Source organism: Brevundimonas sp. AVps4, from assembly GCF_058681525.1.
This window is the reverse complement of the sequence record NZ_CM178741.1, coordinates 2,994,036-3,018,739: the sequence shown is the minus strand read 5'-3', so window position 1 is coordinate 3,018,739 and position 24,704 is coordinate 2,994,036. Positions and strand designations below refer to the sequence as shown.

The following is a 24,704-nucleotide window of genomic DNA, read 5'->3' as shown; positions in this document are numbered from 1 at the left end:
ATGTGTCCGATGTGTCCGAAATCGGCGGCGCGCCGGACTCTGAAAAAGAGTGTCCGATGTGTCCGATCTGTCCGAAATCGACGGGGCCGAGGCCGCAGGGCCGAAGGCGAGGGGCTCAGTTTTCAAAGACCGGAGCCGGATGATCGCACGGATAGGAAAGGCACCGCGCCGATCGGTTTAGAACCGCGCCAGCGCGTTGAAAAGACCGAGGTTCATCGCCGCTCCTCGTGCGACATGAGCCATCTCCCGACCGCCTGCGAGAGGGGCTTCGAAGGGCGGAGGGGGCTCTCCGCCGCATCGAATCCGGATTGAGACCCCCTCCGTCACGGCGCCGAAGAGGCGCCGCGCCACCTCCCCCAGAGGGGGAGGAGACATCGCCCCGAGATCAGGTCCGGCAGATGGAGACGCCGCCGTCCACCCGTGTCGCCGTGCCGGTCATGAAGCCGGCGGCCTCGGAGGCCAGGAAGGCGGCGGCCTGGGCGATTTCCTCGGGCTGGGCGATGCGTTTGAGGGCGTGCAGGCCCGAGACGAAGGCCAGGGTTTCGGGGGTGTCGGCGACGGCCCGGCCCATCGGCGTGTCCACCCCGCCGCACAGCAGGGCGTTGGCGCGGATGTTCTGGGCGCCGAACTCGGCCGCGATGACCTGGGTCAGGCCGATCAGACCCGCCTTGGCCGAGGCGTAGGCCGCCATGCCCGGAAAGCCGACGGTATGGCCGACAAAGGTGGAGGTGAAGACGATCGAGCCGCCGCCGCGCCTCTGCATGGCGGGGATCTGATGCTTGGCGCACAGGAAGGCGCCGGTCAGGTTGATGTCCAGGGTCTGTTTCCAGCCGGCGACCGACAGGTCCGGCGTCGGGGCGGTTTCGGGGATGGCGCCGGCGTTGTTGAAGGCGATGTCCAGGCCGCCGAACCGCTCCTCCGCCGCCGTGGTCAGGGCCGCAGCCGTGGCCTCGTCGCACACGTCGCCTGGGACTGCGCAGGCCTCGCCCCCTTCGGCCTGTATGGCCGCGACCAGGGCGGCGAGTTCCGCTTCTCGGCGGGCCGAAACCACCACCTTGGCGCCCAGGCGGGCGAACAGTCGGGCGGCCGCCTGGCCGATGCCGGAGCTGGCGCCGGTGACGACGGCGACCTTGTCTTTCAGAGCGTACACGGGGGCTCTCCTCTTTGCGTTTGGAGGCCGGTCGGGGCGACACGGCCGAACGCGGCGGGTCTAGAAGGCGCGCGCGGTTCCGGCTGGCGGGAAGCGGCTGTGGGATTGGAAAAATCCGCCGCCTGCGCCGCCTTGTCGCTGGAACTGAAGGGCGGGCTGGGGTTTTGGTGGAGATGCGGCCACGGCCGCGCTCCCCGAGGATGAGATTTCACCATGACTGACGAACGGATCGAGGGCGCCGCGTATCAGGCGACCGGCAAGACCAAGAAGGGTTTCGGCAAGCTGGTCGGCGACCAGAAGCTGCAGGTCGAAGGCGCGTTCGAGGACGCCAAGGGCCGGTCGCTGGAGACCTTCGGCAAGGCGATGGACGCGGTCGATCGGCTGGTCGAAAAGGCGCCGGCCGACTATCGCGACAAGGCCCGCACCGTCGCCGCCGAGGCGCGCAAGCGGCCGCTGGTGACCACCCTGTCGGTGGCCGGCGTCGGCCTGCTGTTGATGGGCATGCTGACGGGCGGGCGTCGCCGCTAGTTCGCATACCGACGGTTTGACAACGTCTGATTGTTGACGCAGTCTCCCCTGCAAAGGGGAGGCTGCCTATGCGTATGACCATGAGGGGCATGGCGATCGCCGCCTGCCTTGCCGCCGCCGGCTGCACCACGCTGAAGATGAAGCCCCAGGGCGGACTGGGCGTCGGCGGCACGGGACAGGTGCTGGGGGTCGATGTCGTCACTGACGAGGCGAGTAAGGCCGCCGAGGACCGGATGGACGCCCAATGGGCGAAATGGAACGCCGAGACCCGGGGCAAGCAGTTGGTCTACGCCCTGGTCGCCGAATCCGACCTGCGATGCGACCGCTATCTGACCGCCGTCTCGATCGACCGGAATGCGACCCGCAGCAGCCTGGATATCGCCGGCCTGGCCCTGGCCGCCATCGGGGGCGTGGCCTCGCCCAACGCCAGCGCCAACTGGTTCTCGGCCGGGTCGACCCTGGCCCAGTCGTCGCGCCGGACGCTGGAGGATACGGTCCTGGGCGGGCGCGAGTTCGGCCTGATCTACGCCGCCGTGTGGCAGGGACGCGAAGAGGCGTCCAAGGCCCTGATGAAGCGGGCCGACGACGGCGAGTTCAAAACCTGGGACTGGCGGCCGATCCTGTCCGTGGCGCGCCAATATGATGTGAAGTGCGGCCTGAACTACGGCCTGGGTCGCCTGACCCAGGCGATCTCGTCGCCGTCCTAGGCAGGGTGGACAAAGTGCCGGATCCACAATCGGATTGCGGCGACCAGGACGAATCCGAGGAAGCTGTCGGCGGCCTTGTCGTATCGTGTGGCCAGGCGTGATCGCGACAGGGAGGCCAAGAGCGTTGCTGCGGAGATGGATCTTGGTCGAGAACCCGCCGCGCGAGCGGCCAAGACCCCGGTCCTGATCTCGCTTTTTAGCGCGCCGGCGGCGTGCTGATGGGCCCGGATAAGGGTGGAATCGATCATCTGGACGCTGCCATGCCCTGCGCCGGCTTCGTTCAGCGCCTCCAGCATCACGTCCCAGACCCCCGCCGCCGTCCAGCGCCGGAACTGCCGGTAGATCGAGTTCCACTCGCCGAAATGGCTGTGCAGATCACGCCAGGCCGTCCCCGCCTTATGGCTCGCTCGTCGGCAGGTTCATACAAATGTCAGCTATTCCTCCAACGGATGATCGCGGAATGGCGACGAAGCCAATGTACAACCCTAACATGATTTTTAGAAGGCGGCTTGAGTGGCCGATCTGCCGAGTCACTGGGAATCTTTTGCAGCCCAAAGGGGAATTTTCTCAGCGATGGATTAGTGTGTTGAGCCCCGGTGCTGAACAAATGATTGTTTTTAAGGAGAAATAGTTATCGATTGCGGCGGCGCGCATTTTGCGAGCACATACGCAGGTTGTCTGGAGAGACCCATGTCTGTCGGATCGGTGACACAAGGTGCGTACACGCATCGGTTTTATACGGCGAGCCAAACCCCGCCGCCCGCTTCTACGTCCGAGGTTGCGGCGTCGCCAAAGGCTTCGAGTGAGCCCGTCAAGGCTCCTTCGCTCTTTTCCAACGGTCAGTTTATCGGTCAGTCCGCACTGACAAATCCGTCCACACTGGCGGAGCTTTTTCAGTTGAATGAAGATGGAACCGTCAAAGTTAGCGACCTTGGCAGTCCTGTTACCAAACAGGGTGTGTTCATCGAGACACCGCAGGACTCGATGACCAAGTTCTTGATGCTCGGAACGGAATCGACCTGGACTGAAGCGGACAAAGCGACCGCAGCGGATCTGTCTAAAATCACCGACGACGACAAAGCGTTGTTCCGTGCCGTCACCGGCTACAATCTATTCATCAGCGGTCCGGCAATGCTGATGGTGGACGATCAGGGGAATTCACCGTCTCCCACGGATGCTGCCGCAGCAGATGAACTGTTCCAGCGTATGAAATTTGCGCGTGAGACGGATCAATCGGTGAGCCTGGAATGGTTCAACAACGTCGCGAAAGATATCGAAGCCTGGAAGGGCCCTGTTTTCCCGAGCGATTGGATGGATAAAGCGGACGCTTGGTTTGGCGACATGCTCGCATCGCGCCAGGACGCGTTTGAACGCCGAGAATTTGCAGATGCGGGAAGTATCTCTCCATCGGCTACACAATTGAGTTCTGCGTTGGACGCCTATGAAGATGCGGCTCGTCTTTCGGACGCCGTCCTTAGGCTTTGATTTCGGCCAGGACGGCGGCCAGGTCGGCGTCCACGATCGTCATCCGCTCGGCCTGATCGCCCAGGGCGGCGATGACCGGCGCGGGCTCGGGTTCGAAGCCCAGGACGTCGGAGACGAAGGCGCCGAACTTGGACGGGTGGGCGGTGGACAGGGCGACGACGGGGCCGGTCGAGCGGTCGAGGCGGCGGGCGGCGGCGAGGGCCACGGCGGTGTGGGGGCAGACGACGCGGCCCCAGGTCTCATGGGCGTGGGCGATCTCGGCCCGGGTCTCGGTCTCGTCGATGGAGACGGCCGAGACGGCGGCGCGCAGGGCGGTCAGCAGATCCGGATCGAAGGCGACGGCGCCGTCGCGGGCGAAGGTTTCGAACACGGCGCGGGTGCGGTCGCCGTCGCGGCCGGTCGCCTCATAGACCAGGCGTTCGAAGTTGGACGGAGCCTGGACGTCCATCGAGACGCTGGCGCTCTCGATCGCGGGACGGCGCGAATAGAGGCCGTCGTTGACGGCGCGGGCCAGGGCGTCGTTCTGGTTCACAGCGGCGACGAAACCACGGGTTGGAAGGCCCATATGGGCGGCGGCGATGCCGGCGAAGGCGTCGCCGAAATTGCCGGTGGGAACGACGAAGGTCGCCGGGCCGCCCAGTTGGGCGGTGGCCGAGACATAATAGGGAATCTGGCCCGCCAGCCGCGCCCAGTTGATGGAGTTGACCGAGGACAGGCGGCCGCGTTCGCGTAGGGACTCCTCAGCCAGCAGGCCCTTCACCAGACGCTGGCAGTCGTCGAAGTCGCCGCGCACGGCCAGATTCAGCACATTGTCGGCCTGGACCGTGGTCATCTGTTTGCGCTGAACCGGCGAGACGCGGTCCAGCGGGTGCAGCACCACCAGATCGACGGATTGGGCGCCGGCGAAGGCGCGCACGGCGGCGGCGCCGGTGTCGCCGGAGGTGGCGGTGAGAATGGTCAGACGCTCGCCGGACGCCGCCAGGGCCTCGTCCGTCAGGGCGGCGACCAGCTGCATCGCCAGATCCTTGAAGGCGGCGGTGGGGCCGTGGAACAGCTCCAGCACGAACAGGCCGGGCTCAAGCTCCACCAGGGGGGTGACGGCGGGATGGGCGAAGCCGGCCGTCAGCCGGTCCAGGGCGCGGTCGAGCGCGCCCGCCGGCAGGGCGTCGCCGATGAAGGGGGCGACGGCTTGCAGGGCGATGGACTTGTAGTCGGCGCTCGCGTCCCAGGCGGAGGGCGACAACCTCGGCCAGGCGGTCGGCATATAGAGGCCGCCGTCGGGGGCGATGCCGCGCAGCAGGGCGTCGGCGAAGTCGGTCTCGGGGGCCTGGCCGCGGGTGGAGACGTAACGGGCGCTGGAGGTGCTCATAGTGGTCTGGTCCTAGCCAGACGGGGCGGCGGCGTCACCCGGTTTCTGGCGATGCGCGGGAGGAAATTGTCGGATGGGCGGCGGGCGAGCCGGTTTGCGACAATTTCGTGCTGATTTTCGAGGGCCGCTCGCGCGAAACCGCAGTGGCGGACGGCCCTGCGACCATCGTCCCCGCTGGCGTCCAAGCGCCGGACGGTCCATGTGATCAGACATGAGAAGACGCGATCTCCTGATCCGGCTGGGCCTGGTCGCCGGCGGCGTGGCCGGGGCTTGGTGGCTGAGGGACCATGTGCTGTGGCGACAGCCCCAGGCGGGGTTTGGACCGGACGGGTCTTCGGGCTGGCTGGGCTATGCTCAGCCGCGCGCGGCGACGCCGACGGTGGAGGTTCTGCTGAACGGGACGCCGGTCCGGGCCCTGGTCGATTCCGGCGCCCAGTATTCGGTGGTGGATCGCGCCCTGGTGGATCGACTGGGGCTGGGCGAGGGCCTTCCCCTGCCGATGGTCGCCTATGGGGTCGGGGGCGGGGCCCAGATGGGGCGGGCCGCGACCCTGGACGTCCAGATCGGCGGACTGAGGCTGGACGGGCTGAGGACCGCCATACTGAACCTGGGGCCGCTGGCGGGAGAACAGGGCTTGGGCGCGCCCCTGATCATCGGCCAGGACGTGCTCAGCCAGGTGGTGCTGGAGCTGGACACCGGCCGGCGGCGGATGCGGTTTCTGCCCAGAGACGGCTGGACGCCGGGCCGGGATCTGGCGCCGATCGCGGTCCGGCGCGCCGGACGGGCGCTGGAGACGACCATCACGGTGGAGGGGGCGACGGTGACTGCGGTGGTGGACACCGGCGCCTCGGCCGTGCTGGCGGTGACGCGCGAAACGGCCCAGGCGGCCGGCCTGCTGGACGGGCGACCGCGCACGGCCGGCCAGAGCATCGTCCTGGGCGGGGTGGTGGGGGCCGAGACGGTGGTCGTGCGCACCCTGACCATCGGCGACGACATCTATCGCCGGGCCGAGGTGGCGGTTTACGACAATGTGGCCGTGCCGGGCTTCCCCGACGCCCTGGTCGGCATGGCGGCCTTTGAGGATCGCCGGCTGGTGCTGGACCTGGGCGGGCCGGGCCTGTTCGTCTCGCGACCGATGGAGATCACCGTCGGGCGGTGACGCCGATCAGCAGAGGGCCGCGGCCACCACCGCCTTGGCCTCGGTCTGGACCTGGGCCAGATGGTCGGGGCCGAGGAAGGATTCGGCGTAGATCTTGTAGACGTCCTCGGTGCCCGACGGACGGGCGGCGAACCAGGCGTCGGCGGTCACGACCTTCAGACCCCCGATCGGCTCGCCGTTGCCGGGGGCCTGGGTCAGGATGTCGGAGATGGGCTGACCGGCCAGGGTGGTCGCGGTCACGTCCGAGGGGCTGAGGGCCGCCAGCCGCGCCTTTTGCGCCCTGTCGGCCGGGGCGTCGATCCGGGCGTAGGCGGGGGCGCCGTAGCGGTCGGTCAGATCGGCGTAGAGGCGGTCGGCGCCGGCGCCGGTGCGCGCCTGAATCTCGGCCGCCAGCAGGCAGAGAATGAGGCCGTCCTTGTCGGTGGACCAGACCGTTCCGTCGCGGCGCAGGAAGGACGCCCCCGCCGATTCCTCGCCGCCGAAGCCGACTGTCCCGTCCAGCAGGCCGGGCACGAAATGTTTGAAGCCGACGGGCGTTTCCAGCAGGCGGCGACCCAGGCCCGCGACGACCCGGTCGATCATGGAGGAGGAGACCAGGGTCTTGCCCACCGCCACCTGCGGACCCCAGCCGGGCCGATGGGCGAACAGATAGGCGATGGCGGCGGCCAGGAAGTGGTTGGGGTTCATCAGGCCCCCGTCGGGCGTGACGATCCCGTGCCGGTCGGCGTCGGCGTCATTGCCGAAGGCGACGTCATAGGCCGAGCCGCCCTGCATCATGCCGATCAGACCCGCCATGGCCGAGGGGGAGGAGCAGTCCATGCGAATCTTGCCGTCGGCGTCCAGGGGCATGAAGGCCCAGCGCGGATCGACGGCCGCATTGACCACGGTCAGGTCCAGGTCCCAGCGTTCGGCGATCCGACCCCAATAGGCGACGGCCGCCCCGCCCAGGGGATCGGCGCCGATCCGGACCCCCGCATTGCGGATCGCGTCCAGATCCAGGACACTGTCGAGGTCGTCGACATAGGCGGTCATGAAGTCGAACCGGCCGGCCGCCGCCTGGGCCTGGTCGAAGGGCAGGCGTTTGACCCCGGACAGGCCGCCTTCGATCAGCTGATTGGCGCGGGCGGCGATGGCGGCGGTCGCCTCGCTTCCGGCCGGGCCGCCCGAGGGGGGATTGTACTTCAGACCGCCGTCGCGCGGCGGATTGTGCGACGGGGTGATCAGGACGCCGTCAGCCTGACGCCGCCCGGTCCGATTATGGGTCAGTATGGCGTGGGAGACGGCCGGGGTCGGGGTGAAGCCGTCGCCGGAATCGATCAGCACCTCCACCCCGTTGGCGACCAGAACCTGGATCGTGGTGCGGAAGGCGGGCTCGGACAGGGCGTGGGTGTCGCGGCCGACGAACAGGGGGCCGTCGATCCCCTGGGCGGCGCGATAGTCGGCGATCGACTGGGCGATCGCCAGGATGTGGGTCTGGTTGAAGGCGCCGTCCAGGCTGGAGCCGCGATGGCCCGAGGTGCCGAAGACCACCCTCTGGCCCGGATCGCCCATGTCGGGAACGACGCTCTCATAGGCGCCCAGCAGGGCGTCCAGGTCGATCAGGTCTTCGGCGAGAGCGGTCTGGCCGGCGCGAGGATGCATGGGAGGTCCGTACTGAAGTCTGAAGGCTGGGCGGCTCAGGCGCCGCTGAAGGTGTCGCAGGCGGCGGGGTCGCCGGACTGATAGCCGCGTTGCAGCCATTCGACCCGCTGGGCCGAGGAGCCGTGGGTGAAGCTCTCGGGCGAGACGCGCCCGCCCGCCCGGCGTTGCAGCGTATCGTCGCCGATGGCCTGGGCCGTCTTCATCCCCTCTTCGATGTCGCCGGGCTCCAGCGCCACCTCGCCGTTCGACACGGCGGCGGCGTTTCGGGCCCAGACCCCGGCATAGCAATCGGCCTGAAGCTCCAGCGCCACCGAATAGCGGTTGGCCTCGGCCTCGCCCCTAGCGCGCTGCTGGGCCTGACGCACCTGGTCGGAGGTTCCGGTCAGGGTCTGGACGTGGTGGCCGAACTCATGGGCGATGACATAGGCGCGGGCGAAGTCGGCGCCCGAGGCGCCCAGCTGGGTCTCCATCTCCTGCCAGAAGCCCAGGTCCAGATAGACGGTGCGGTCGGTCGGACAATAGAAGGGGCCCATGGCCGACTGGCCGTAGCCGCAGCCGGTCGAAGTGCCCTGTTCGTAGATGACGACGCGCGGACGTTCATACCCGTTAAGCTTCTGCGCCCAGACGTCGTTGATATTGCCTCCGACCACATCGACGAAGCGTCCGGCCTGATCTTCAGGCGTGCCGGCCTGCCCCTGTTGTTCCGCGCCGACCCCGCCGAACCGGCTGGCCAGCTGGGTCGTGGTCGAAGGATCTATGCCGAAGACCAGATAGCCGATGACGGCGAGCACGCCGACGCCGAGACCGCCCCCGGCGAGCGCGCCGCCTCCGAGGCCCCGACGGTCCTCGATCCCGCCGCCGCCCGTCCTGCCGCCCTGCCACCGCATGAGTTCCCTCCGCCCGTTCCGCCTGAAGCTAGGCCAGAACGCGAACGGAAGGGAAGGGATGCGTCAGCGCGGGCGGTCCAGCCAGGCGTCGATTTCGCTGAGGCTGCGTCGGGGTTCCGAAGCCGTGGGGGGCGGGGACGTCGATGGGGACGCCGGCGGGGCGACCGGGCGGAGATCGTGGACGGATGGGGCCGGCGCCGCCGTCGCTTGGCGCGCCGCTTCCAGCGTCAGGCGTCGCTGGGCCGCCTCGGCGTCCAGACGGCGGGCCAGGGCGGCGTTGGCCTGGGCCTGAAGACGGATCCGCTCGTTCTCATAGCGGTGCTGATCGGCGATCGCGGCGGGGGCGCCGCCCGGATAGGGGAAGCCGGGCTGAGGATAGGGATAGGGCGCGACCTGGGCCTGGACCGCGCTGGGGCCGAGGGCGGCGGCGAGCAGAAGGAGGGGCAGGGCGCGTCTCATGACCGACAGATGGGGTGTGATCGCGTCTCGCCAAGCGGGGCCGCAACCCTCGTCGGCCCACGGGGTTGAACAGGGCGAACCCATCCCAAATCAGGAGTTATCCCATGGCCCAGACCCTCTCTGGCAAGACCCTCTCTGGCAAGACCGTCGCCATTCTGGCGACCGACGGCGTCGAACTGGTCGAACTGACCGAGCCGATGAAGGCGCTGAACGAGGCCGGGGCGTCGGTCGAGATCGTGTCGCTGAAGGCCGGCGACTTCCAGGGCTTCAACCATCTGACGCCGGGCGACAAGGTGACGGCGGACAAGGCGGTGGCGGGGGTGGACGCCTCGGCCTATTCGGCCCTGATGCTGCCGGGCGGCGTGGCCAATCCCGACCAGCTGCGGGCGAATGAGGATGCGGTCAAGTTCGTCCGGGCCTTCTTCGACGCCGGAAAGCCGGTGGCGGCCATCTGCCATGCGCCCTGGCTGCTGATCGAGGCGGGGGTGGTCGAGGGCCGGACGATGACGGCCTTCAACAGCATTCGCACCGATCTGAGAAACGCCGGCGCCGATGTGGTGGACGAGCCGGTGGTGGTGGATCAGGGTCTGGTGACCAGCCGCAATCCCGACGACATCCCCGCCTTCAACGCCAAGATGATCGAGGAATTCGCCGAGGGCCGGCATCGCGAACAGGCCGAGAAGACCCAAGGGGTTCAGCCGGTCGCCCATTGACCGGATCGGCGGGGGCGGCGATCGCCCCCGCCGCCCTTCAGGGCAGGGCCCAGACCGCGGCGCGCTTGATCTCCTGATCCTCCAGCTCGCGGGTCGTGGGCACGCGGTATTCGGCCAGGAAGTCCAGGCCCGAACGCGGAAAATAGGTCCGGCCCGGATCGCCGATCAGAACCCGCGTCCCCGCCGCCCGCGCCTGACCCAGCCAGGCCAGGACGGCCTCGGTCATCGGCTTTTCATAGCAGATGTCGCCCGCGCAGATGACGTCGACGGGCGGCGGCGGCGCGTTCAGCAGGTCGTGGCCGACGAAGTCCAGGGCCACGCCGTTCGCCTGGGCGTTGGCGGCGACCGCCGCTTCGCAGAAGGGGTCGATGTCGGCGCAGAGGGCGCAGGCGGCGCCTGCCCGCATGGCGGCAACACCGACCAGACCCGAACCGGCGGCGAAGTCCAGCACCTGCTTGCCGGCCACCTCCTGCGGGTGATCCAGCAGATAGCGGGCCAGCGCCTGACCGCCCGCCCAGGCGAAGGCCCAGAAGGGCGGGGGCAGGCCCAGTTCGCCCAGCTCTTCCTCCGTCAGCCGCCAGATGGGGGTGACTTCGTCCGCCAGCCACAGGGTGATCTCGGGCGCATGGGGGACGGGCTGCAGCCGGGTGTTGGTCCGGATGAAGGCGGCGGGATCGGCGATGACGGTCACGGGCGGCGGGTCGCCGTCTTCAGAACCTCGACATAGCCCGGCGCCACCTCCATGCCCGCCGCCTGGGGCCGGGCGCGAACGGCCCGGTGAAGCGCCGGCAGCTTCCAGCAGGGGACGTGCATGAACAGATGATGCTCCGCGTGGAAGTTGACCCAATAGGGGGCGATGAAGGCGCGCTCCCACCAGGCGGCGCGAGTGGTGCGGGCCGCGCGGAAGGGGTCGGCGTCGGATCCTTCGACGCAGGCGTGTTCGGCGATGTTCCGGAGCCGCGTCACCAGCGGAAACCAGGTCGCCATCGGCAGCAGCCACAGGGCGAAGAAGGCCCACCAGACGCCTGCGGCGATGAAGCCGGCCAGCAGGATCGTATTGAAGACCAGGAAGGGCAGGACCGATCGGCCGGTCACCACCGCGTCATACTCATGCGCGGGATCGGCGGCCGCTTCGCCCTTTGCGCTCTTTGATCGGGCCGCCAGGGCGAGGGGCAGGACGATCCTCTGTTTGAAGAAGGTCTGGCCGGTCAGGTCGCGGATCATCTTGCGCCGCAAGGAGGCGGGCGACACGGGAAAGGGCGCCGACAGCATCAGATCGGGGTCCTCCGGCTGCTGGGCGAAGCGGTGGTGGTTCAGATGATAGGGGCGATAGGCGCCAAGGTCCGCCCCGATCGGGACGGCGCACAGCCAATGGCCCAGAAAGTCGTTCAGCCGCAGATTTTTGGACAGGCCGCCGTGGGCCGCCTCATGCATCAATATGGCCAGGCCCAGCTGGCGCGTGCCGATGATCATGACGCAGATCGGGATCAGCCAGGGGATCAGGACGCCCGCCCAGACCGCCAGGGCGATGACGCCCCAGCAATGGGCGACCAGCAGCGGCCCGATCCAGGCCGACCGGGTCTGGAACGGCCGCCAGTCGTCAGGGGCGAACAGGGCCGAGGGGGCGATGCGCGGGGCGGCGGGCATGGGCCGATCCTAGCGCAACTGCGGGGCTTTCGAAACCGGACGGGGCATGTAAGGCGATAATGACAAAAAGTCAGGTTGACATTACATGGAGGCGATGTCAGGTTCGCCTTACAAGAGGAGAGCGGGATATGATGAGTTTCGGAAAATCGACCACCCCGGCGCATAGGCGCTACGTCATTCGCATCATGGCCTTCACCATCCCCTATGTGGCGATCTGCGTATCCATGATGACGACCGACGCCTTTGACGAGGTGATGGGCAAGCCGGCGGCCTGGGCCTTGGCGGCGGTCGTGTCGGCGCCGGTGATCGGCCAGATCTGGGCCGTCCTGTCCCTGATGCGCGAAAGCGACGAGTTCGTGCGCGGCGTGACCGCCAAACAGTTCATCGTCGCCTCGGGGCTGGCCATGGCGGTCGCCACCTTCTGGGGCTTCGGCGAGAGCTTCGCCGGGGCGCCCCATATGCAGACCTGGCTGATCGTGCCGCTGTTCTGGGGCATGTACGGCCTTACCGCCCCCTTCATCCGGACCAGCCGATGAAGAACCGGCTGAAGCTGCTGCGCGTCGAGCGCGGCTGGACCCAGGAACAGTTGGGCCAGGCCCTGGGCGTATCGCGACAGGCGGTGATCGCGCTGGAGACCGAACGGCACGATCCGTCGCTGGACCTGGCCTATCGCATCGCCGCCACCTTCGGCCGTCCGGTCGAAGACATCTTCGAGAACCCGCACGCCTGAGGCGGCGGACCCGACTTCAAAACCTCAAGACAGGAGACATCCGATGTACAACGCCTTCTTCAAGGCGCGCCCGCGCCTGCGCGCCGCCCTGTTCGGACTGGCCGTCTGCACGCCCTCGCTGATGATCGGCGTGACCGCCGCCTTGGCCGAGACGCCGGGGGCCGTCGCTCCCGCCTTCGCTTCGGACCGGCTGTCGGTCGAGGTGGTCGGACGCGGACCCGACGTGATCCTGATCCCCGGCTATGGTTGTTCGCGAGAGGTGTGGCGGGCCACGGCCGATCGGCTGAAGGCGACCCACCGGGTCCATCTGGTCCAGCTGGCGGGCTTCGCCGGTCAGCCCTGGACCCACGGCGACGGGCCGCTGCTGGAGCCGGCGGTCGAGGCCCTGGCGGCCTATGTCCAGACCGCCGGTCTGCAAAAGCCGGCGGTCATCGGCCATTCGATGGGCGGATTGTCGGCCCTGATGCTGGCCCAGCGTCATCCCGAGGCCGTGGGGCGGGTGATGGCGGTGGACAATCTGCCCTTCTTTTCGGCCCTGTTCGGCCCGCAGGTGACGCCCGAGACGGCCCGGCCCTTCGCCGACCAGGCGGCCCAGGCCATGCTGAGCCAGGACGAGGCGGCGATGCGGGCGGCCCAAGAACAGGGGGCTATCGGCCTGGCGCGCGATCCGGCGACGCGGACGGCCATGGTCGACTGGACCCTGGCCTCGGACCGCCGCGCCCTGGCCACGGCCATTCATGAGGTGATGACGACCGACGTCCGCCCCGGACTGGCGGCCATGACGACGCCGGTCACGGTGCTCTACGCCGCCGACGCGAACGGCGGGGCGCCTGCGGCCATGGCCGACGCCCTGTGGGGCCGGGAATATGCGACCCTGCCCGGCGTCAAACTGATCCGGGTGGACGACAGCCGCCACTTCATCATGGCCGATCAGCCGCAGAGGTTCGCCCAACGGGTCGATCAGTTCCTGGCGGACTGATCCCGCCGAGCGAGGGGATCAGCCCGCCTTGGGCGTGACGTCTCCGGCCTTGACCGGCGCGCCGGCGAATTCGTCGGCATAGGCCGGGTTGAGCAGGGACCGGAAGACCGACTGGGGCACGGCGAGCCGATAGGGACCGTCCGAATAGGGGCCGATCTGATAGGCGCCGATCAGGAAGACGACGCCGCCCGCCTTGCCCGGAGTGGTGCTGGGCGCCAGGACGAAGGGGGTGGAGACGGCCTTGGGGCAGGTCCACATCTTACCGTCCGGGGTGGCGGTCTCCGATCCCGGCGAACGAGCCTGTTTGGCGGCGTTGGCGGCGTCGCACAGGGCCTTGTTCAGGCCCGACAGGTCAGCGCCGGGTCGGAACAGGTCTGCGAAGCCCAACCGCTTCTTCATCGCCTTGTCCCACAGGACGGCCGAGAAGCTGGTGTTGGGATGGGCGCCGCCGGTGTATTCGAAATCGGTGCGGACCAGGCTGAACAGCTTGCCGGTCTCGGCGCCGGGGTCGAAGGCGATGGTCTTTTCATAGGGGTTCGGTCCGCCGCCCGCCTCGGACAGGTCGGCCTGGGCGCCTTCGGAGAACTGGCGCAGGTCCCGCACCGCGGCGGCGTAGAGGGGGGCGTGCAGGTCGGGCTTGGACTTGAGCGCGTCCGGCAGAGTCAGTTTGACCGTGGCGTACTGGGTCTTGGAGTCGAAGCTCATCGGCGCCCCGGCGGCGGCCGGATCGACCGGGGCGGCGGCGATCGGGGCGGGCGGGGCCGTCTCGGCCTCGTCTTCGCGCCTCTGGCAGGCGGCGACGGTTGCGGCGACGGCGACGGACAGCAGCAGCAGACGAAGGGTGGAGGTCATGGGGGGCTCCTTCACAGGCCGATCAGGTTTTGGCCGAGAGATCCGAGGGCGAGGGCGGCTAGCAGGATGAAGCCCGCCTCTCGGTTCGATTTGAAAAGTCTCAGCGCCAGGGCGCCGTCGGTGCGGTCCAGCCGGACCACCTGGCGGGCCAGATGGGCGGCGTAGAGGGCCAGGCCGATCCAGAACAGCGGGCCGAGACCGGCGGAAAGACCGGCCAGGGCGGCCAGGACCAGGCTGATTCCGTAGAAGACGGCGACGCCGGGGCGCACCGCCGAGGCCAGCCGGCGGGCCGAGGATTTGACTCCGACCATGGCGTCGTCCTCGATGTCTTGTAGGGCGTAGACGGTGTCGTAGCCCAGGGTCCAGAAGACGCCGCCGAGGTAGAGAAGGACGGCGGGGACATAGGCCTGCCAGGCTAGGGCGACGGCGTGGCCGCTGTCGCTGGGCGGCGACCAGAGGAAGGGGCGGAACTCGCCCGCGATCTCGGCGGGAAGCAGCAGGGCGGCTGCGGCCAGGGGCAGGGCGGAGGCGAACCCCATCAAGGCGCCCCAGTTGAAGGTCAGGCCCAGCCAGGCCTGGGGCCACCAGGTGATCCGCTTCATGAAGGGATAGGCGGCGACCAGGGCGCAGGAGCCGACGCCCAGCAGGATGGAGACCTTGGGCAGGGTCAGCAGGATCATGAGGCTGATCAGGCTGCACCCTACCACGAAGGCCCAGGCCTGTTTGACACTGATCAGGCCGGCGGGGATGGGGCGAAGGGCGGTGCGGGCGACCCGGGCGTCGAAGTCGCGGTCGACGATGTCGTTGAAGGCGCAGCCGGCGGCGCGCATCAAGCAGGCGCCGATCCCGAAGCCGACGAACAGCCACAGGTCATAGAGGCCGGGCGTCTGGCGATACTGGGCCAGGGCCAGGGCGATCCCCTGCCAGCCGGGCAGGAGCAGCAGCCATATGCCGATGGGCCGGTCGAACCGGCCCAGCTTCAGCCAGGGCTTCAGCCGCTCCGGCGCATGGCGATCCACCCAGTTGGCGCCGGCGTCGGGAAGAGGGGCGGAGGTCATGACCGAGGCTTAACCGGAATGAAGGGCAGGGTGAAGGCGGAATGGCCCCCTGATGCCGGCCTGTCGGCGACAAGACCTTCCCCCGCTTGCGGGGGAAGCAGCAGCGCGTCGAGCGAAGTGAGACGGCTGACGATGGGGGAAGTCTTCTTCCTGGGCGACCCTTCCCCCTCCGAGCCTGGTCCGCTGCGCGGACGCCGGCTCACCTCCCCCGCAAGCGGGGAGGGGCTTTTTCGTCGTCAGTCCTGATACACGTCGCCGGAGCCCGAGAGTTCGGTGGTCAGCTTGGCGGGGCGGGCCGCCAGGGTGACGTCGCCGGAGCCGTCGATCCGCACCTGGACGTCGCCGGTCGGGGCGACATTGGCGTCGCCGGAGCCGGAGATGTCCACCGTGGCGTCGCGCGCCGCCAAGGCCCTCAGATCCGCGTCGCCGGACCCGTCGATCTCCAGCCGGAGGGCGTCGGTGCGGCCTTCGGCGGTCACATCGGCGGAGCCGGAGACGTCCAGGGCCAGGGTGGGCTGGTCATAGGCCTTGATGTCCAGATCGCCGGACGCATTGGAGACGAAGCGGACGACGTTGGGCGCGGTCACGACGACCCGCAGTTCGTCACGCTCCGACCGGGCCGAGAAGTTTCCGCTGCTCCAGCCGAAGACGATCCGTTCGTCGCCGTCGCCCAGGGACAGTCGGCCGTTCTCGAGTCGGACCCGGTCCGCCAGGGCCTTGGGCCCGGTGACGACCACGGTGTTGGCGGGGCCTTGGACATATTCCACGTCGATGGTGGAATCGACGGTCAGGGTGTCGCCGCCGGTCCAGGCCAGGGTGCGGGTGGTGAAGGGGCCGAGGTCTTCGACCTCTCCGCTTTTGACCCGTTCGAAACGGATGGTTTCGCCGTCGCGGTCCTTGATCGTCCAGGCCCAGCCGTGGCGTTGCAGATCATGTCCGCCCAGGGCGATGGCGCCGCCCACGGTGACGATGCACAGCACCAGGGCGGCGCCGGCGATGATGAAGAGCGTGCGGATCATTGCGAGCCTCCCGTGCTCGTGCCTTCGGATTGGGTGTCGGATTGGGGCTCCAGCGCCGGCTTCAGCAGCCGGTAGTGGAGGCGGGCGAACCAGACGAGGCCGTTGACCAGCCAGACGGTGACGATGGTCAGAAGGGCGCCGATGAAGACGGCCCCGGCCATCAGGCCCAGACCCATCAGGATCGCGGCGAAGGGGCCGCCGGGGAAGCCGGCGAAGGGCCCGGCCACCATGATCGCGCCGCCCGAGAAGAACAGGGCGATGGCGGCGATGAAGAAGCCGAAGATGGTCCCGACCACCCCCATCAGAATGGGCAGCAGGATCAGGATGTCGACGGCGCCCAGGCCCAGGACGGCGAAGACGGCGGCGGCGGCGGCGGAGGGGTTCTTCTCCTGGCGCCAGCGCTGGATCCCGGCCTCTGCCTTGAGTTCGCGGGCCAGACGGCCCGGATCGCCCAGGGCGGCGGCCACCTCGGCCTCGGTGCGGCCGGCGGCCAGGCCGTCGGCGAAATGAGTCTCATAGTCGGCGACGATGTCGTTCGCCGTGGCGGTCGGCAGGCCGACCAGGCCGTTTCTGAGACGGACGATGAATTCCGATCTCGTCATTGTTCCGTTCCCTCCGGTTGAGCCGTCGGCTCTTGAATATGGGGCGCGTCGCTGGCCAGGACGGCTTCGACGGCCGTGGTGAAGGCCGACCACTCGGCGGTCTGGGCGGCGAGGGCCGCGCGACCGGCCTCGGTCAAACGATAGTATTTGCGCGACGGGCCGGACGAGGATTCGACCAGATAGGTCTCGACCTGGCCGTCCGACTGCATTCGCCGCATCAGGGGGTAGATGGTGCCTTCCCCCATGCCGATCGCGTCGGAAAGGCGGCTGGCGATCTCATAGGCGTAGCTGTCCGCCCGGTTCAGAAGCGCCAGGACGCAAAGCCCCAGAACCCCCTTCTTCAGCTGTATCTCGATGGTTTCTGTCACCTCGACGTCTCCTTTGATGGAGATTGATTACGACAAGGTACCTTGTGACGCAAGGTACCTGTTTAAACATGACGAAGGTTTAATCCGCAGCCCGCCGCCGCCAATCGCGGCGGGTTTGCGGCGAAGGCGCGCGCGGATCGCTTGGCAAGCGAGGGGCGATCCGATAGGGACTCAACCAAGTGTCGGGCGGACCAACATGCCCGCGCGAAGATTTGCGAGCCATTCGCAAGTCTCTGCTGCGAAACGATATTATGGGGACTTCGTATGGGAATGGGGACGCGAGCCCTGAGATGGACCAGAGCGGCGACCGCCTCGGCGACGGCGGCTGTCGGACTGGCGCTGGTCTCTGCGGCGCCGGTGTGGGCGCAGGACCTGATGGGTCAGCCGACGCCGGGCGGGATCGACCTTCAGCCGGCCGCCGCGCCGCTGAAGCACGACGCCATCTGGTTCCACAACATCGTGCTGATGCCCGTGATCACCGGCATCACCCTGTTGGTTCTGGCTCTGCTGGCCTGGATCGTCTTCCGCTACAATAAGCGCGCCAACGCCACGCCCGCGCGCTGGAGCCACAACACCACGGTCGAGATCATCTGGACGGTGCTGCCGGTGGTGATCCTGGTCTTCATCTCCCTGTTCTCGTTCAGGCTGCTGTTCGCCTATCACGACATGCCCGAGCCCGATCTGACGGTGAAGGTGACGGGCAACCAGTGGAACTGGGCCTATGAATATCCCGACCAGGGCGTTTCCGAATACATCTCCAACATGGTGCCCGAGGGCGAGCTGGCCGAGCGCGGCCTGTCGCACAGCGTCTATCGCCTGGCGGCGGACGAGCCGATGGTGGTGCCGGTCGGCAAGACGGTGCGTCTTCTGATCACCGCCTCGGACGTGATCCATTCCGTGGCCCTGCCGGCCTTCGGCCTGAAGACCGACGCCGTGCCGGGCCGGGTCAATGAGACCTGGTTCAAGGCCGAGCGCACCGGCGTCTTCTACGGCCAGTGTTCGGAACTGTGCGGCGTCGATCACGCCTTCATGCCTATTCAGATCAATGTCGTGACCCAGGCCGAGTTCGCGCGCTGGGTCGCCTCCAAGGGCGGCTCGATGACGCCCAAGGCCCCCGAGGCGGCGCCGGGCGGCACGACCGCCCAGGTCGAGGCCGGAACCACGGGCGCGCCTGTGGTGGGCACGGCGACCACCGGTCCCCAGGCCGGCGCCCAGACCGACATCCCGACCGCCCAGACGGCGACGACGCCGACCGCTCAATCCGCTCCCGCCGCGGCTCCCGCCGCGCCGGCCGCCCAGTAAGAGGCGAGCAGTTCCATGGCTGACGCTACGATTTCGACCCGCGACACCCTTCACGCGCCCGAGGCCCATCATCACGACGACCACAAGCCGGGCTTTTTCACCCGCTGGTTCCTGTCGACCAACCACAAGGACATCGGCACCCTGTACCTGCTGTTCGCCATCATGGCGGGCGTGGTCGGGGGCGCCCTGTCGGGCCTGATCCGCTGGGAACTGGCCGAGCCGGGCATCCAGATCTTCAAGGAAGGCTCGTCGATCCAGCTGCTGGGCCTCGTCGAGCAGTCCAAGCACGGCTACAACGTCACCGTCACGGCCCACGCCCTGATCATGATCTTCTTCATGGTCATGCCCGCCATGATCGGCGGCTTCGGCAACTGGTTCGTGCCGATCATGATCGGGGCGCCGGACATGGCCTTCCCGCGCATGAACAACATCTCCTTCTGGCTGCTGGTTGCGGCCTGGTGCCTGCTGGTCCTGTCGATGTTCACCGACGGCGGGCCGGGCAAGGGCTTCGGCGGGGGCTGGACGGCCTATCCGCCCCTGTCGACCACGGGCCACGTCGGCCCGGCGTTTGATCTGGCCATCTTCGCCCTGCACGTGGCGGGCGCCAGCTCCATCCTGGGGGCGATCAACTTCATCACGACGATCCTGAACATGCGGGCGCCGGGCATGACGCTGCACCGGATGCCGCTGTTCGCCTGGTCGGTGCTGATCACCGCCTTCCTGCTGCTGCTGTCGCTGCCGGTGCTGGCCGGCGCCATCACCATGCTGCTGACCGACCGCAACTTCGGCACCCACTTCTTCGACCCGGCCGGCGGCGGCGACCCGATCATGTACCAGCACCTGTTCTGGTTCTTCGGCCACCCGGAAGTGTACATCCTGATCCTGCCGGGCTTCGGCATCATCAGCCACATCGTCTCGACCTTCAGCCGCAAGCCGGTGTTCGGATACCTGGCCATGGCCTACGCCATGGTGGCCATCGGCTTCATCGGCTTCATCGTCTGGGCCCACCACATGTACACGGTGGGGATGAGCATCAATCTGCGCGCCTATTTCGTGGCCGCGACCATGATCATCGCCGTGCCGACGGGGGTGAAGATCTTCAGCTGGATCGCCACCATGTGGGGCGGCTCCATCAGCTTCAAGACGCCCATGCTGTGGGCCATCGGCTTCATCTTCCTGTTCACCGTGGGCGGGGTGACGGGCGTGGTCCTGTCCAACGCCGGCATCGATTACAGCCTGCACGACACCTATTACGTCGTGGCCCACTTCCACTATGTGCTGTCGCTGGGCGCCGTCTTCGCCATCTTCGCGGGCTTCTACTACTGGTTCGAGAAGATGTTCGGGGTGAAGTACAACGAGTTCCTCGGCGCGACCCATTTCTGGATCATGTTCGTCGGCGTGAACCTGATCTTCTTCCCGCAGCACTTCCTGGGCCTGCAGGCCATGCCGCGTCGCTATATCGACTATCCGGACGCCTACACCCTGTGGAACCAGGTCTCGTCCATCGGCTATGCGATCACCATCGTCGGCGTGCTGGTCTTCCTGGTCATGCTGCTGGAAGCCGCGATCCGTCGCCGTCCGGGCGTCGCCAATCCCTGGGGCGAGGGCGCCACGACCCTGGAATGGACCCTGTCCTCGCCGCCGCCGCAGCACCAGTTCAACGAACTGCCGGTGGTCAAGGGCGACGAGCACTGATCCCGGGCTGAGATCCCGAACGGAGGGCCGCTCTTTCCACGGAAGGGGCGGCCTTCTGCTTTGGGGTGTGTTATTCGGTCCCCATCCATGACCCCCGCACCCATGACCCAAGACGTTCACGACCGTCCCGCGATTTCGACCGCCCAGCCGGAAGACTTCTTCCAGCTGCTGAAGCCGCGCGTCATGTCGGTGGTGGTCTTCACCGCCGCGACCGGACTGGTCATGGCGCCAGGGTCGATGAACCCGCTGGTCGCCGCCATCGCCATACTGTGCATCGCCGTGGGCGCAGGCGCGGCCGGTTCGCTGAACATGGCGCTGGAGGGCGAGACCGACGCCCTGATGCGGCGCACGCGCGGCCGGCCGGTGGCGGCGGGGCGCGTTCGGAAAAATGATGCGATGGCCTATGGCGTCATCCTGAGCCTGTTTTCGGTCATGCTGCTGGGGATGAACGCCAACTGGTTCGCGGCGGGGCTGCTGGCCCTGACCATCGTCTATTACGCCGGCTTCTACACCCTGCTGCTGAAGCGGCGGACGCCTCAGAACATCGTCATCGGCGGGGCGGCGGGCGCCTTTCCGCCGGTGATCGGCTGGGCGGCGGCGACGGGCGAGGCGCCGTGGCAGGCCTGGCTGCTGTTCCTGATCATCTTCCTGTGGACCCCGCCCCACTCCTGGGCCCTGGCCCTCTATTCGGCCGGAGACTACGCCAAGGCGGGCATACCGATGATGCCGGTGGCGCGGGGGGCCAAGTCCACGCGGCTGCAGATCCTGATCTATTCGCTGATCTTCGTCGCCTCGGCCGTGGCGCCGGCCCTGGTGGGCATGGGCGGGCTGATCTACGCCGTGGTGTCGGTCGGCGGCGGCCTGGCCTTTCTGGGCTTGGCCTGGCGGCTTTATCGCTCGCGCGCCGGCGACGAGCCCGACAAGGCCGACACGGTGGGACGCGAGGCCGCATTGTATGAGGTCAAGGTCCAGGCCAAACCGGCGCGGGATCTGTTCGCCTTTTCGATCCTGTATCTGGTCGCCCTGTTCTCGGCCTTCCTGGTCGAGGCCATAGCCGGCCTGGGAGTCTGAGCCATGCGTCTGACGCCTGAAGAATTGCGCGCCCGCAAACGGCGCAACGTCTGGATCGCGGCCGCCCTGGTGGCCTTCATCGTCCTGGTCTTCGCCACCACCGTCCTGCGTCTGCAGCAGAATCAGGCGGCCGAACGCGCCCTGTTGGAGGCGGCGACGACGGCGGGACCGCAATGAGGAAGCCGGGCCGTCAGAATCTGATCGCCATCCTGTGCGTCCTGGGCGTCATGGGGATGACGGGCGCGGCCTTCGCCGCCGTGCCGCTTTATCGGATGTTCTGTCAGGTCACAGGCTTCGACGGCACGGTGCGTCGGGCGGACAAGGCGCCGGACACGGTGCTGGACCAGACGGTGCTGGTCCGGTTCGACACCAATGTGCGCGGCCTGCCCATGACCTTCCGCGCCGAACAGACGACCCAGAGGGTGCGGATCGGCGCCACGGGCCTGGCCTATTTCGACGTCACCAACACCTCGGATCGGCCGATCCAGGTGCGGGCCGGATACAATGTCGTGCCGGAGTACACCGGCCCCTATTTCCAGAAGCTGCAGTGCTTCTGCTTCCAGGACCAGACCCTGGCGGCGGGTGAGACGCGCCAGTTCCCGGTCCAGTATTTCATCGCGCCCGAACTGGCCACCGACCGCGAGGCCAAGGGCGCGCGCGAAATCACCCTGAGCTACACCTTCTATCCGTCGGTCGACGCGCCGACGGGGCCGAACGCCTGATGGGCCGTCCCGGCGTCGACTTTCCCGGCGTCGGCTGCGGTCTGGTGATTCTGCGGGCAGATGGGCGGGTGCTGCTGTGCAAACGGCTGAAGCCGCCCGAGGCGGGGCATTGGAACATCGTCGGCGGCAAGGTCGATCAGGGCGAACGGTCCGCCGAGGCCGCCCGGCGTGAGGCGGAGGAGGAGAGCGGCCTGACGATCGGCGTCGTCGACTTCCTGTGCTGGACCGAAGAGATCATGGCGACGGACAGCCAGCACTGGCTGTCGCTGATCTATGTCACGCGCGATTTCGCCGGCGAGCCTCGGCTGACTGAGCCGGACAAGCTGTCGGACATCGGCTGGTTCGCGCTCGACGCCCTGCCGCAGCCGCTGTCGGTGTTCGCGGCCAAGGCGTTCGCCGCCCTGGAGGCCCGGGGGTAGGGCCGTCCGGTGCAGGATCAAGGCGGAAAGGCGCCGATCCACTGGCGTGTTGCAAAAGCGGCGGTTATAGCTGGCCGATAAGGCGAGTTCATCGCCAGCCCAAGATAGAGATGAAACGCATGGCCGACGCGCACGCCGCTCCGCATCACGACTATCACCTCGTACCGCCCAGTCCGTGGCCGCTGGTGTCCTCGATCGCCGCGACGATCATGTTCATCGGCGCCGTCATCTGGATGAAGGGGCTGGCCCCGGCCGAAAACGGTCCGATCGCCGCCAACTTCCTGGCCGAGGGCAAGCCGGGCGTCTTCTTCGCCGGCCTGGCGGGGGTGCTGGTGTCCATGTTCGGCTGGTGGTCGGACGTCATCAAGGAATCCAAGGGCGGGGACCATACGCCGGTCGTTTCGATCGGCCTGCGCTACGGCATGATCCTGTTCATCGCGTCGGAGGTGATGTTCTTCGTCGCCTTCTTCTGGATGTTCTTCGACATGGCGCTGTTCCACGAATCGCGCGCCCTGACGCCGGAAGTCGGCGCCTGGGCTGACACCGCCAAGGCCTGGTCCACCTGGCCGCCCAAGGGGGTCGAGGTTCTGTCGCCGTGGCAGCTGCCGCTGCTGAACACCGTGACCCTGCTGCTGAGCGGCTGCACCGTGACCTGGGCCCACCATGCGATCCAGGTCGGCGACCGCAGCGGCGCCAAGCTGGCCCTGGTCCTGACGGTGATCCTGGGCGTCTTCTTCACCTGCGTTCAGGCCTACGAATACAACCACATCCTGCACGAGCACCTGTTCTTCAACGAGGAAGCGGTCAACTCGGGCCTTTATGGTTCGATCTTCTTCATGGCGACGGGCTTCCACGGATTCCACGTGCTGGTGGGAACCATCTTCCTGACCGTCTGCCTGATCCGTCTGCTGGCCGGCGACTTCACCCCGCAGAAGCATTTCGGCTTCGAGGCGGCGGCTTGGTACTGGCACTTCGTGGACGTGGTCTGGCTGTTCCTGTTCGCCTTCGTCTACGTCGTCTTCGGTTGATCCCGGACACCACGGACAAGATCCCGGCGGCGGGGGGCGAGCCATCGTCTCCCGCCGTCGCCGTTTCCGCCGTGCGGGCGGGGCTGAAAGGGCGCTGCCCGCGCTGTGGTCAGGGGCGGCTGTTTGCGGGCTTTCTGAAGGTGCGGCCGGGATGCGACACCTGCGGCCTCGACTTTTCGACCATCCAGACCGGCGACGGCCCGGCCAGCTTCATCATGCAGATCGCCGGCTTCGCGGTCGGCTTCTCGGCCCTGGTCGTTGAGATCAAATACCATCCGCCGATGTGGCTGCATCTGGTCGTCTGGCTGCCGCTGGTGGTCGTCCTGTCGCTGGCCCTGATGCGGCCGGGGCGTGGGCTGATGATCGGCCTGCAATACAGGAATCAGACGTGAGGCGGTTTCCTTGGATACTGACGCTGGCGACGGCTGCGGCCCTGGTCCTGCTGATCGGTCTGGGTCTGTGGCAGGTCGAGCGGCTGAAGTGGAAAGAGGGGCTGATCGCGGCGGCCGAGGCGGCGGCGGCCAAACCGCCTGCGCCCCTGGATCAGGTTCTGGCGGGCGGCGACCTGGAGTTCAGGAAGGCGCTGATCGTCTGTCCGGGTCTGGCGACCGCCCCCTATGTCGAGCTTCAGTCCATCCATGAGGGCCAGGCGGGGGTGCGGCTGATCTCGGCGTGCAAACCGGCGGGTTCGGATTTCAGCCTGCTGATCGACCGGGGCTTCGTCGCCGACGGGGTGTCGGCCCGTCCGCGCGTGATCGAGACCAGCCTGCCCCTGGTGCTGATCGGCGAGTTCCGCCGCTTCGATCCGCCGGGCGGGCTGACGCCGGCCCCGGCGAACGGCCGCTTCTATGCGCGCGACACCGCAGCCATGGCCCAGGCTCTGAAGGTTCAGGGGCCGGTGCGGCCCGAGGCGGTGTTCGCCGTGACCCAGACCAATCCCGAGTTTGCGGCCCTGACGCCCTCCGCCCCGCCCGCGGCCTTTTCCAACAATCATTTCGGCTACGCCCTGACCTGGTTCGGACTGGCGATCGCGCTCCTTGGCTTCTATGTCGCCTTGCTCCGACGTCGGAATAAGAAGGACATCTCCTGACCGCTTCCCTGCACACCCTGTCCA

General features: G+C 67.8%; 29 protein-coding genes and 1 pseudogene. 17 read left to right on the top strand and 13 right to left on the bottom strand.

Annotated features, from left to right (window positions below; genetic code table 11):
• Positions 1–385: 385 nt before the first annotated feature.
• On the bottom strand, positions 386–1,150 hold the full coding sequence (locus ACW178_RS15035; RefSeq protein ID WP_191558163.1) for an SDR family oxidoreductase: 765 nt from the start codon (positions 1,148–1,150) through the stop codon (positions 386–388).
• Between the two features lie 213 nt (positions 1,151–1,363).
• Between ACW178_RS15035 and ACW178_RS15030 the strand changes: the two genes are divergently transcribed.
• Together ACW178_RS15030 and ACW178_RS15025 are read left to right on the top strand one after the other, a co-directional pair.
• Complete coding sequence (locus tag ACW178_RS15030) at positions 1,364–1,678, top strand: CsbD family protein (RefSeq protein ID WP_054766619.1); 315 nt, start codon at positions 1,364–1,366, stop codon at positions 1,676–1,678.
• Positions 1,679–1,746: 68 nt separating this feature from the next.
• Positions 1,747–2,385 (top strand): hypothetical protein, encoded by a 639-nt coding sequence (locus ACW178_RS15025; RefSeq protein WP_191554486.1) that lies wholly within the window; start codon positions 1,747–1,749, stop codon positions 2,383–2,385.
• Positions 2,386–2,475: 90 nt separating this feature from the next.
• On the opposite strand, the pseudogene ACW178_RS15020 reads toward ACW178_RS15025, so the two are convergent.
• Positions 2,476–2,783: pseudogene (locus tag ACW178_RS15020) on the bottom strand (transposase); the annotation flags it as partial.
• Positions 2,784–3,075: 292 nt separating this feature from the next.
• On the opposite strand from ACW178_RS15020, the gene ACW178_RS15015 reads away from it, so the two are divergent.
• Positions 3,076–3,870 carry a hypothetical protein gene (locus ACW178_RS15015; RefSeq protein ID WP_492024727.1) on the top strand — a complete coding sequence of 265 codons (795 nt, stop codon included), beginning with the start codon at positions 3,076–3,078 and terminating at the stop codon, positions 3,868–3,870.
• Here ACW178_RS15015 and thrC read toward each other — a convergent pair.
• Positions 3,860–5,239, bottom strand: a complete 1,380-nt coding sequence (gene thrC / locus ACW178_RS15010) for a threonine synthase (protein WP_191558161.1) — start codon at positions 5,237–5,239, stop codon at positions 3,860–3,862. The two genes, ACW178_RS15015 and thrC, sit on opposite strands and share 11 nt — an antisense overlap.
• Positions 5,240–5,450: 211 nt before the next feature.
• Between thrC and ACW178_RS15005 the strand changes: the two genes are divergently transcribed.
• Positions 5,451–6,398 (top strand): aspartyl protease family protein, encoded by a 948-nt coding sequence (locus ACW178_RS15005; RefSeq protein ID WP_492024726.1) that lies wholly within the window; start codon positions 5,451–5,453, stop codon positions 6,396–6,398.
• Positions 6,399–6,404: 6 nt separating this feature from the next.
• On the opposite strand, the gene pgm is transcribed toward ACW178_RS15005, so the two are convergent.
• From pgm to ACW178_RS14990, 3 genes are all read right to left on the bottom strand, one after another.
• Entirely contained in the window at positions 6,405–8,039 is a 1,635-nt protein-coding gene (pgm, locus tag ACW178_RS15000; protein WP_492024725.1) for a phosphoglucomutase (alpha-D-glucose-1,6-bisphosphate-dependent), read from the bottom strand.
• Positions 8,040–8,074: 35 nt separating this feature from the next.
• Positions 8,075–8,926: a KPN_02809 family neutral zinc metallopeptidase gene (ypfJ, locus tag ACW178_RS14995; RefSeq protein WP_054766614.1), complete on the bottom strand. Its 852-nt coding sequence runs from the start codon at positions 8,924–8,926 to the stop codon at positions 8,075–8,077.
• Between the two features lie 63 nt (positions 8,927–8,989).
• Positions 8,990–9,385, bottom strand: a complete 396-nt coding sequence (locus tag ACW178_RS14990) for a hypothetical protein (protein WP_054766613.1) — start codon at positions 9,383–9,385, stop codon at positions 8,990–8,992.
• 104 nt (positions 9,386–9,489) lie between these two features.
• On the opposite strand from ACW178_RS14990, the gene ACW178_RS14985 reads away from it, so the two are divergent.
• Positions 9,490–10,098, top strand: coding sequence for a type 1 glutamine amidotransferase domain-containing protein (locus tag ACW178_RS14985; protein WP_287104471.1), 609 nt, complete (start codon positions 9,490–9,492; stop codon positions 10,096–10,098).
• A 37-nt stretch (positions 10,099–10,135) separates the two neighbouring features.
• On the opposite strand, the gene ACW178_RS14980 is transcribed toward ACW178_RS14985, so the two are convergent.
• A complete protein-coding gene (locus ACW178_RS14980; RefSeq protein ID WP_191558698.1) occupies positions 10,136–10,789 on the bottom strand; it encodes a class I SAM-dependent methyltransferase in 654 nt (217 codons plus the stop codon).
• Positions 10,786–11,745: a fatty acid desaturase family protein gene (locus ACW178_RS14975; protein ID WP_191558697.1), complete on the bottom strand. Its 960-nt coding sequence runs from the start codon at positions 11,743–11,745 to the stop codon at positions 10,786–10,788. The genes ACW178_RS14980 and ACW178_RS14975 overlap by 4 nt, the downstream gene beginning before the upstream one ends.
• A gap of 128 nt (positions 11,746–11,873) precedes the next feature.
• Here ACW178_RS14975 and ACW178_RS14970 point away from each other — a divergent pair, with 128 nt between their 5' ends.
• From ACW178_RS14970 to ACW178_RS14960, 3 genes are read left to right on the top strand one after another with little or no spacing between them, the layout of a single operon-like run.
• Positions 11,874–12,281 (top strand): hypothetical protein, encoded by a 408-nt coding sequence (locus tag ACW178_RS14970; RefSeq protein WP_054766609.1) that lies wholly within the window; start codon positions 11,874–11,876, stop codon positions 12,279–12,281.
• The gene (locus ACW178_RS14965) at positions 12,278–12,475 is read left to right on the top strand and encodes a helix-turn-helix transcriptional regulator (protein ID WP_054766608.1); all 198 of its coding nucleotides are present in this window, start codon (positions 12,278–12,280) and stop codon (positions 12,473–12,475) included. The genes ACW178_RS14970 and ACW178_RS14965 overlap by 4 nt, the downstream gene beginning before the upstream one ends.
• Positions 12,476–12,518: 43 nt before the next feature.
• Complete coding sequence (locus ACW178_RS14960) at positions 12,519–13,454, top strand: alpha/beta fold hydrolase (RefSeq protein ID WP_191558696.1); 936 nt, start codon at positions 12,519–12,521, stop codon at positions 13,452–13,454.
• A gap of 18 nt (positions 13,455–13,472) precedes the next feature.
• Here ACW178_RS14960 and ACW178_RS14955 read toward each other — a convergent pair whose 3' ends face one another.
• From ACW178_RS14955 to ACW178_RS14935, 5 genes are all read right to left on the bottom strand, one after another.
• Positions 13,473–14,306, bottom strand: coding sequence for a DUF3298 and DUF4163 domain-containing protein (locus tag ACW178_RS14955; RefSeq protein ID WP_492024724.1), 834 nt, complete (start codon positions 14,304–14,306; stop codon positions 13,473–13,475).
• A gap of 11 nt (positions 14,307–14,317) precedes the next feature.
• Positions 14,318–15,364, bottom strand: coding sequence for a UbiA family prenyltransferase (locus tag ACW178_RS14950; RefSeq protein WP_492024723.1), 1,047 nt, complete (start codon positions 15,362–15,364; stop codon positions 14,318–14,320).
• Between the two features lie 236 nt (positions 15,365–15,600).
• Complete coding sequence (locus ACW178_RS14945) at positions 15,601–16,383, bottom strand: GIN domain-containing protein (RefSeq protein ID WP_191558694.1); 783 nt, start codon at positions 16,381–16,383, stop codon at positions 15,601–15,603.
• The gene (locus tag ACW178_RS14940; protein ID WP_152950931.1) at positions 16,380–16,985 is read right to left on the bottom strand and encodes a DUF1700 domain-containing protein; all 606 of its coding nucleotides are present in this window, start codon (positions 16,983–16,985) and stop codon (positions 16,380–16,382) included. Before ACW178_RS14940 ends, ACW178_RS14945 begins: the two co-directional genes overlap by 4 nt.
• Entirely contained in the window at positions 16,982–17,353 is a 372-nt protein-coding gene (locus ACW178_RS14935) for a PadR family transcriptional regulator (protein WP_054766602.1), read from the bottom strand. The genes ACW178_RS14940 and ACW178_RS14935 overlap by 4 nt, the downstream gene beginning before the upstream one ends.
• 270 nt (positions 17,354–17,623) lie before the next feature.
• On the opposite strand from ACW178_RS14935, the gene coxB reads away from it, so the two are divergent.
• The 9 genes from coxB to ACW178_RS14890 all read left to right on the top strand — a co-directional run bounded on the left by coxB (position 17,624) and on the right by ACW178_RS14890 (position 24,680).
• Positions 17,624–18,655 (top strand): cytochrome c oxidase subunit II, encoded by a 1,032-nt coding sequence (coxB, locus tag ACW178_RS14930; protein ID WP_054766601.1) that lies wholly within the window; start codon positions 17,624–17,626, stop codon positions 18,653–18,655.
• 15 nt (positions 18,656–18,670) lie between these two features.
• The gene (gene ctaD / locus ACW178_RS14925; protein WP_183215060.1) at positions 18,671–20,350 is read left to right on the top strand and encodes a cytochrome c oxidase subunit I; all 1,680 of its coding nucleotides are present in this window, start codon (positions 18,671–18,673) and stop codon (positions 20,348–20,350) included.
• Between the two features lie 87 nt (positions 20,351–20,437).
• Positions 20,438–21,421 (top strand): heme o synthase, encoded by a 984-nt coding sequence (gene cyoE / locus ACW178_RS14920; protein ID WP_395942008.1) that lies wholly within the window; start codon positions 20,438–20,440, stop codon positions 21,419–21,421.
• A 3-nt stretch (positions 21,422–21,424) separates the two neighbouring features.
• The gene (locus tag ACW178_RS14915; RefSeq protein ID WP_182714420.1) at positions 21,425–21,598 is read left to right on the top strand and encodes a cytochrome c oxidase system small membrane protein; all 174 of its coding nucleotides are present in this window, start codon (positions 21,425–21,427) and stop codon (positions 21,596–21,598) included.
• Positions 21,595–22,143, top strand: a complete 549-nt coding sequence (locus ACW178_RS14910; RefSeq protein ID WP_287103991.1) for a cytochrome c oxidase assembly protein — start codon at positions 21,595–21,597, stop codon at positions 22,141–22,143. Before ACW178_RS14915 ends, ACW178_RS14910 begins: the two co-directional genes overlap by 4 nt.
• A complete protein-coding gene (locus tag ACW178_RS14905; RefSeq protein WP_287103992.1) occupies positions 22,143–22,562 on the top strand; it encodes an NUDIX domain-containing protein in 420 nt (139 codons plus the stop codon). Before ACW178_RS14910 ends, ACW178_RS14905 begins: the two co-directional genes overlap by 1 nt.
• A 119-nt stretch (positions 22,563–22,681) precedes the next feature.
• Entirely contained in the window at positions 22,682–23,590 is a 909-nt protein-coding gene (locus tag ACW178_RS14900; RefSeq protein ID WP_054766596.1) for a cytochrome c oxidase subunit 3, read from the top strand.
• Positions 23,587–23,982 carry a DUF983 domain-containing protein gene (locus ACW178_RS14895; RefSeq protein WP_152950925.1) on the top strand — a complete coding sequence of 132 codons (396 nt, stop codon included), beginning with the start codon at positions 23,587–23,589 and terminating at the stop codon, positions 23,980–23,982. The genes ACW178_RS14900 and ACW178_RS14895 overlap by 4 nt, the downstream gene beginning before the upstream one ends.
• Positions 23,979–24,680 (top strand): SURF1 family protein, encoded by a 702-nt coding sequence (locus ACW178_RS14890; RefSeq protein ID WP_492024722.1) that lies wholly within the window; start codon positions 23,979–23,981, stop codon positions 24,678–24,680. The genes ACW178_RS14895 and ACW178_RS14890 overlap by 4 nt, the downstream gene beginning before the upstream one ends.
• The last annotated feature ends 24 nt before the right edge of the window (positions 24,681–24,704 follow it).

Bases quoted from the DNA above. Each gene is read 5' to 3' on its own strand.
- ACW178_RS14990 (WP_054766613.1), bottom strand. From the start codon at position 9,385: ATGAGACGCGCCCTGCCCCTCCTTCTGCTCGCCGCCGCCCTCGGCCCC.
- ACW178_RS14910 (WP_287103991.1), top strand. From the start codon at position 21,595: ATGAGGAAGCCGGGCCGTCAGAATCTGATCGCCATCCTGTGCGTCCTG.
- cyoE (WP_395942008.1), top strand. From the start codon at position 20,438: ATGACCCCCGCACCCATGACCCAAGACGTTCACGACCGTCCCGCGATT.
- ACW178_RS15005 (WP_492024726.1), top strand. From the start codon at position 5,451: ATGAGAAGACGCGATCTCCTGATCCGGCTGGGCCTGGTCGCCGGCGGC.
- ACW178_RS14985 (WP_287104471.1), top strand. From the start codon at position 9,490: ATGGCCCAGACCCTCTCTGGCAAGACCCTCTCTGGCAAGACCGTCGCC.
- ACW178_RS15030 (WP_054766619.1), top strand. From the start codon at position 1,364: ATGACTGACGAACGGATCGAGGGCGCCGCGTATCAGGCGACCGGCAAG.
- thrC (WP_191558161.1), bottom strand. From the start codon at position 5,239: ATGAGCACCTCCAGCGCCCGTTACGTCTCCACCCGCGGCCAGGCCCCC.
- ACW178_RS14940 (WP_152950931.1), bottom strand. From the start codon at position 16,985: ATGACGAGATCGGAATTCATCGTCCGTCTCAGAAACGGCCTGGTCGGC.
- ACW178_RS14905 (WP_287103992.1), top strand. From the start codon at position 22,143: ATGGGCCGTCCCGGCGTCGACTTTCCCGGCGTCGGCTGCGGTCTGGTG.
- ACW178_RS14960 (WP_191558696.1), top strand. From the start codon at position 12,519: ATGTACAACGCCTTCTTCAAGGCGCGCCCGCGCCTGCGCGCCGCCCTG.
- ACW178_RS14900 (WP_054766596.1), top strand. From the start codon at position 22,682: ATGGCCGACGCGCACGCCGCTCCGCATCACGACTATCACCTCGTACCG.
- ACW178_RS14965 (WP_054766608.1), top strand. From the start codon at position 12,278: ATGAAGAACCGGCTGAAGCTGCTGCGCGTCGAGCGCGGCTGGACCCAG.
- ACW178_RS14945 (WP_191558694.1), bottom strand. From the start codon at position 16,383: ATGATCCGCACGCTCTTCATCATCGCCGGCGCCGCCCTGGTGCTGTGC.
- ACW178_RS14975 (WP_191558697.1), bottom strand. From the start codon at position 11,745: ATGCCCGCCGCCCCGCGCATCGCCCCCTCGGCCCTGTTCGCCCCTGAC.
- ctaD (WP_183215060.1), top strand. From the start codon at position 18,671: ATGGCTGACGCTACGATTTCGACCCGCGACACCCTTCACGCGCCCGAG.
- ACW178_RS14970 (WP_054766609.1), top strand. From the start codon at position 11,874: ATGATGAGTTTCGGAAAATCGACCACCCCGGCGCATAGGCGCTACGTC.
- coxB (WP_054766601.1), top strand. From the start codon at position 17,624: ATGGGGACGCGAGCCCTGAGATGGACCAGAGCGGCGACCGCCTCGGCG.
- ACW178_RS15015 (WP_492024727.1), top strand. From the start codon at position 3,076: ATGTCTGTCGGATCGGTGACACAAGGTGCGTACACGCATCGGTTTTAT.
- ypfJ (WP_054766614.1), bottom strand. From the start codon at position 8,926: ATGCGGTGGCAGGGCGGCAGGACGGGCGGCGGCGGGATCGAGGACCGT.
- ACW178_RS14955 (WP_492024724.1), bottom strand. From the start codon at position 14,306: ATGACCTCCACCCTTCGTCTGCTGCTGCTGTCCGTCGCCGTCGCCGCA.
- ACW178_RS14915 (WP_182714420.1), top strand. From the start codon at position 21,425: ATGCGTCTGACGCCTGAAGAATTGCGCGCCCGCAAACGGCGCAACGTC.
- ACW178_RS15025 (WP_191554486.1), top strand. From the start codon at position 1,747: ATGCGTATGACCATGAGGGGCATGGCGATCGCCGCCTGCCTTGCCGCC.
- ACW178_RS14950 (WP_492024723.1), bottom strand. From the start codon at position 15,364: ATGACCTCCGCCCCTCTTCCCGACGCCGGCGCCAACTGGGTGGATCGC.
- pgm (WP_492024725.1), bottom strand. From the start codon at position 8,039: ATGCATCCTCGCGCCGGCCAGACCGCTCTCGCCGAAGACCTGATCGAC.